The sequence below is a fragment of the Vibrio nigripulchritudo ATCC 27043 genome (assembly GCF_000222685.1).
Classification (GTDB): domain Bacteria; phylum Pseudomonadota; class Gammaproteobacteria; order Enterobacterales; family Vibrionaceae; genus Vibrio; species Vibrio nigripulchritudo.
Map to the genome: position 1 here is coordinate 1 of NZ_AFWJ01000111.1, position 6542 is coordinate 6542.

The 6542-nt window shown below is 49.0% G+C and carries 5 protein-coding genes; all 5 read left to right on the top strand.

What is annotated here, in order from left to right; all coding sequences use genetic code 11:
* Window positions 1-846: hypothetical protein (locus RH89_RS10500; RefSeq protein WP_004401725.1), on the top strand; the 846-nt coding region annotated here is incomplete at its 5' end.
* A gap of 89 nt (window positions 847-935) precedes the next feature.
* On the top strand, window positions 936-1262 hold the full coding sequence (locus tag RH89_RS29625) for a hypothetical protein (RefSeq protein WP_139063268.1): 327 nt from the start codon (window positions 936-938) through the stop codon (window positions 1260-1262).
* A complete protein-coding gene (locus tag RH89_RS10505; RefSeq protein ID WP_004401727.1) occupies window positions 1255-3105 on the top strand; it encodes a reverse transcriptase family protein in 1851 nt (616 codons plus the stop codon). The genes RH89_RS29625 and RH89_RS10505 overlap by 8 nt, the downstream gene beginning before the upstream one ends.
* Window positions 3106-3162: 57 nt before the next feature.
* Window positions 3163-4242, top strand: a complete 1080-nt coding sequence (locus RH89_RS10510) for a site-2 protease family protein (RefSeq protein WP_004401728.1) — start codon at window positions 3163-3165, stop codon at window positions 4240-4242.
* A gap of 221 nt (window positions 4243-4463) precedes the next feature.
* A partial coding sequence (locus RH89_RS10515; protein ID WP_004401729.1) for a C39 family peptidase occupies window positions 4464-6542 on the top strand: 2079 nt, incomplete at its 3' end.

Sequence of the window (6542 nt, forward strand, 5' to 3'; positions counted from 1 at the left end):
GAGCGTGTTGGACCCCGTTCCATGCGTTTTGAATTAACACCTGACCAACCGATTAAGATTGTGATGGAACCATGGGGCGATGTGATTACCTGTCCTCGTTCTGTCTACCGTGGTGATGAAGCCCGAACCATTCGCACCTGGGGGCGCAGACGTATCCTGATTCTAGAGCGTTTATTGCCTATCGCAGACAGCTTTGATGTCTGCTTGCTGGGGGATGGTATGCCATCCTTTTATGTGGCGAACATGGGTGATATGACATTCACGCTTGGTTTGTCTGGATGGAGTGCTAATGACTGGTCTGCTGCTGGTCAGTTTGACCTGCTTGCACCGCGAAAAACGGTGGATGAACTGACCAGTCAGCGAGTCTATTTAGCCCTCAAGGAAACCCAACAAGAGAGCGCTACCAGTCTGGCATCCCGGTTAGCGCTGGACGTGAGCGTGGTGAAATCGGCGCTTGCGCAATACAGCCAGTTGGGACAGGTTTTGTATGACCTGAGTCTGGATGTGTACCGACTTCGACATCTCTACAATCAACCTATCGCATTGGATCAAATTCGCTTTACCAATGAAAGAGAAGAAAAAGCCAGCCGTCTGGTCGCCGCCAATTTAGTTTCCGTGATTCAGGTTACGGAGCAGTCTGGCATCAAAGAGATTGTGGGCGTCACCTTAGACAATGGAAAAGAGTATCGCTCTGTTCTGAGAATCGACCGAGATCAGCGTCTGATAGGAGGCGAATGCGATTGTCATTTCTGGCATACCAACAAACTGAGACAGGGACCTTGTGAACACATGCTGGCGCTTCGGATGCAAGCCGCCCGAGAACTGGGCGAGGAGGTAACCGCATGATGAACGCTGTCTTATCAAACCCGGACTGCCTCTCAAAACAGAGCCAAGTCTCACAATATTTACTTGCTGAACAAACCATTAGACATACAATGGGAAACCATAGCAGCGCGGCAGAAGAACCTTGCATCTCGAATGGTGGATCGCCATTCAGGTTTAAAGACTGCCCACGCATCACTGATGCTATCTTTACTGAGCCGTACAGTCACCTATACCGCTATTGCGGTGTGACTTCACAGAAGTCAATGAGCGGTATAGGTAACGTACGGCATCAAGTTGATACCCTCAGTACTAAGAACTCTTCGAAGGAATATCGCGTCGCGCTGCTTCCTCCTTCTTCCCTAGTTTCCAGACTTTCTCATTATGGCACCACGCCACTGCATACCCGTTTGATTAAAGGGGAGGCGGTCTATGTCTGATACTTCTCATCACTCATCCCAATTCGATAGCCAGGAGGCAATGTTGTCTGACTCAGCCCCAAAACTGACCCGTCAGGAAATCTATGATCGTATTCGGGAAACCAGTAAAGACGAGTACATCCTGCAAGAAATGATTCGCCTTGGTTTTTGGGATAAGGACGAAGAGCAACCCAACTTAACGCAAGAATTTATTGAACGCCGCGCTGAACTGATGCACAAAATGCGTGAACTGAGCCAGCTCGACAGCCTGTATTCTGACCCTGAAAAGGCGTTGGAAGCGCTTCATAAAGAGCGAAAGAAAGCGGCGCTGGAAAAGCGGGAACAGACACGTCAGGCACGTAATCAAGAGCGATACGAACGCGCGCTGGCGTGGTATCACAAACAAAAAGAGAGCTTTACCTGGTTGGGTGACGACGTTTCGCTGGGGTTAGTGAACAAAGAAAGCGATGCCAGCAAACTGGAAAGCCAAGATCTTCCTCATTTTGAAAGTGTTGCCTCACTCGCCCAGTCGATGGGTATTTCGGTCTCTGAACTGCGGTTTCTTGCCTATCAGAAAGACGTATCGAACGTCTCTCATTATCAGCGTTTTACGATTGCCAAGAAATCCGGTGGTGAGCGCCATATTTCTGCGCCCATGCCAAGGCTTAAACGTTCTCAGTACTGGCTGCTCGACAATGTTCTGGAGAAGTTAACGGTACATCCGGCCGCGCACGGATTCGTCTCGGGGAAAAGTATTGTTACTAATGCTCAGCCCCATGTCGGTAAGGCGGTGGTGATCAATATGGATCTGAAAGACTTCTTCCCAAGCATTAGCTACAAGCGGGTGAAAGGGCTGTTTCGCGCGCAGGGTTACAGTGAAGAACTCGCTACGGTATTTGGGCTTTTGACCACAGAGCCAGAAGTTCAGGAACTCGAGATGGATGGTAAAACCTGGTTTGTCGCTCAGGGTGAGCGCCGGTTACCGCAAGGTTCTCCATGCAGCCCAGCCATTACCAATGCTCTGTGTCGTCGGCTGGATGCAAGGCTACAAGGAATGGCTGATAAACTCGGGTTTACCTATAGCCGATACGCCGATGATCTGACCTTTTCCACCGATGATCCCGACAAAGTGCAATCGCTGCTTTGGCGAGCCAAGCAAATTGTTATTGACGAAGGGTTCACACTCCACCCAGAGAAGACCCGTGTGATGCGCAGCCATCAGAAGCAGGAAGTCACGGGTGTGGTGGTGAACGACAAGCTGTCGGTGGATCGTAAAACCCTTAAACGTTTTCGAGCGGTATTGAAGCAGGTTGAGTTAGATGGTCCGGAAGGCAAAACGTGGGGAACGGGCGATTTGTTCCGATCTCTTGAAGGCTATGCCAATTTTGTCGCGATGGTCGATCCGGAAAAAGGTATTCCTCTGCAAAAGACCTTGGTTCACCTAAAACGTCAATACGGCATCCAGACCAAGCATGGCAAAGTAACGGCACTGAACAAGCGCTTGCTTAGAGCGAAAGCCGCAAAAGGGGAAATTCCGCGTGAAAACTGGTGGGAACCAGAGGAAAAACCGGAACCCGAACTGGAGCTCACGCCAAACCAAAAAGCGGAACAGAAACGAGTAAAACAAAGCGCAAGAAGAGCCGAGCAGCGAGCAAATACGGAAAGTCAGAATGTTGAATCTGAGCAAGGTGACGGCTGGGATGAACTAGATTCTGATGCCAACAAGGTATGGACAACCCGAGAGTACGTATTGGTCACGCTTATGTTGCCTCTGGTTTTGATTCATTTGTTCTTCCGCGCACCCTGGAACGTCAAGTGTATTGTTGTCGGCGTACTATGGCTTCTGTACCTCTATCTGACTTGAGCAAACCCGAATTCAGGTTAAACTACGCGCCATTGAACGCAAAAACAGGATACGCAGTTGGAACTGTTTAATATCGATTTTTTAGGGAAGCCATTACGACTGGAAGGGTCCATGGCAGGCTGGCAGCAGCTATTCTGGGATAACACCCTTGTTTCGCAGTTGGACGCAAATGCTGACAGACAGGAACACCTGCACAGCTTTCAGTTGACCAATGGCGAGCAAGCCATTGATTGCCAGGTCAATGTGGATTTGAACTGGCAGCCGTTCTATGTGCACTTCGCTGCCAAAGCCAATGAGCAGGTGGTGGCGGAAGGTCGACGCGACGCCAAAGACATCGAAAGACAAACCCCGGTAACACCCGTAAAACAAGAGCGTAAGTTCAGCGTGGTCGGGCTGTTTGCTCTGGGTATGAAGGCACTGAAAAGCGCCAAAGTCATCAAAGGGGTGCTAGCCGCGTTGAGCCTGGCGGCGTACTCGTGGTTTTTCTCGTTTGAATTTGCGATTGGGTTATTAGCGTGTTTGATATTCCATGAATATGGGCACATTCGTGCGATGAAATACTTTGGTATTAAAACCAAAGGTATCTACCTGATTCCGTTCTTGGGGGGGCTTGCCGTCTCGGATGAAAAAATCAACACACGCTGGCAAGATGTAGTGATATCGATAATGGGACCAACCTTTGGTTTGGTTTTGTCTTTGGTTTTACTGGTGGTGTACTGGGTAACTGGCAACATATTCTTTGCTGGTCTCGCCGCCTTCAATGCGTTTCTAAACCTTATCAACCTGCTGCCTGTTTTGCCGCTGGATGGTGGACACGTACTAAAGAGCATCAGCTTTTCATTTAACAGCGTTGCTGGGTTGGTGATGTGCATTCTTGCAGCACTCGCGGGTGTAGTTGCCAGTTATACCTTGGGGTTGGCGCTGTTTGGCTTCCTGTTGATCATGGGTAGCATCGAAATTCTGATTGAATGGCGGACTCGGCACAATAGCCATCTTCTGCCACTAGACCGTTACGGTCAGGTCGTTTCTTTTGTTTGGTATCTGGGATTGGTCGCCTCTCTAGTGGGGATCATGGTGTACATGGCATCATCCGGTGACGAGATCCTTCGTTTACCTATGCTGATTATGGCGAGCTAGCTTTTTCCAACATCGCATTCGAGCACAAAGGCTAAGGTTTCCCCTTAGCCTTTTTTCGTTTTCTCAAGCCTGAATCATAATCAATGCTGATTTTTTTATTCAGCTCATAAAGTGACGTAACCAAAGTTGTTATTTTATACCCAAGTACCTTAAGGTCACTTGGGTATATTTACCTTAATAAAAGTCTTGAAAATTAAAACGTTGGCGAATTGGAGTGCAGAATGGATTCTGAGCAAGTGGTTGAAAGGTCAGAAAAAGCCGTAATTGACAGAGTAACAACACTGATGGAAGAAGGGCTGTATCTGGATGCGCTTCATATGGCAGAAAGTCAGTGGGGCAACCATGCTGACTGGGAAGAGACTCAGCAACTTGAGCTACTTGCTAAATTACTCCGCCAGCTTGGCCGTGCTCGCGCAGCGGAATATCTGACACTGAAAATCTGGCGTCGAAACAAGTCAGATAGCAACGCCGCATTCCGGGCATTCTTTTATTTCTTCTACCAGAAAGGTGCCGTGCACTGTCATGACATACTCGCAAAATGGCGAGAGCTGGCATCCAAGCCATCAGAAGTGTCGGACTGGATAGCTGCCGAAGCCATTTTCTATTCGCGTTTACGTGATTTTGCCACAACTCACAGGCTACTCGATGAAGCCAGCGAGCATTCGGATTCGCAAGACTGGCTCACCCGAATTCGGGTTCGGGTACTTGAAGAAGAAGGAAAGCGCGAAGAAGCGTATCAGCTTGCGTTAACCAGCTATGAAGACAAAAAAACACCTGCCGCGCTCGAATCTCTAGCTTCACTGACAAAACTGCACAAAGGTAAGCAAGCCGCGATGGCGTTGATGGAACCTTTGATTACCGAGTTTCAGTCGGTTCCTTTGTGGCTGGATTACGCCATCCTCTGTTTTGATAATCTCGAGATGGAGAAATGCGAGCAGGCGTTGGAAAAAGTGGCTAAATACAGTGTGCATGGCACGAAGCGTTCTGATGATTATCTCCAGTATCTCAAAGCGGAAATCGCGCTGCACAATCAAGATCTAGAGCGGGCGGTGGAGCATCTGCAAGACGCCAGAACACCATTCAACAAAATACTTAAAGAGAATCTGGAGAGAAGCTCAGACTTTAAGCCCGTTTTGAAAGTCGCCGTTCCGGACATCGCTCAGAAACACATGACCTGCGCGCCTTCATCTCTGGCTGCGATTGCTCAGTTTTGGGGTAAGGAAGTCAACGAAGACGAAATTGCCAGCCTTATCTGCTATGGAGGTACACCGGAAGAGAGCCAGAGAGAATGGCTATCAGACAATGGTTTTGCCTATCTGGAGTTTGATCTGGAAGAACAAGCCGTTATGGATGTTCTGGGTGCAGGCATTCCGCTTACATTGGTCACCACTCAGGGGCTTTCTTCTCACCTTCAGGTAGTACGGGGCTACGATCCCAATTCTGGACTGCTGATGCTGATGGACCCGTCCAATACGGGTAACCGCAAAGCGCTTCTGAAAGAAACCATAGAATGTGATGCCGTTAATGGCCCCAAATGCGTGGCAATTGTGCCTGAGGAGCAGGAATCAAAACTCGCATTGCTCTCGCTGCCTGCCGCGAATTTGTATCCCACCTGGAGAAAACTGGAAGCCGCTTATGCCAAAGAGGATGTCACCGCATTAAATCGACATTTGCGAGCCATGGCATCTATCGATGACCAACACCGACTCATCTTACTGGGTCAGCGCCTTGCCGCCATTCTGACCAGAGATAACCAAGCAATTTATGACCTGAACAAAGAAATACTGCAGCGTTTCCCCGATGTGGTTTACTTGGTTCGGTCACAGTACCAATGCATTTATGCCCTAGAGGGAGAAAAACCAGCGATAGACTGGTTAGCAGAGCAGTATAAAGCGTACGGTCATGGCGATATTTTCAATAACCTGCTGGCGGCGACAGACAGTAAACCTGAATACCAAGAACTAAGAAACTCTCTGATTCAGCAAGGAAAAGCGAGCATCTGGGGAAGCGCGGAATTTTTCTGGAATCTCGGGCATGCGTCATGGGAACATCTCGACAAAGAACAAGCTTGTCAGTACTACTTCTGGGCGGTTTGTTTAGACCACATCAACTCGTCTTACATCCGCAGCTACTATCTGGCGTATCGCCAGTTGGGACGCTCAGAAGAGGTCCTTGAAGCGTTGAAGGCTGATTTTGAACGATCGATCACCGCATCCGTAAGCCCAGCGTATTCGCTGTTTTATGCCTATGAGATGGAAGACAGGATGGATCAGGCGTTCGATACACTAAAGGTCGCCGCT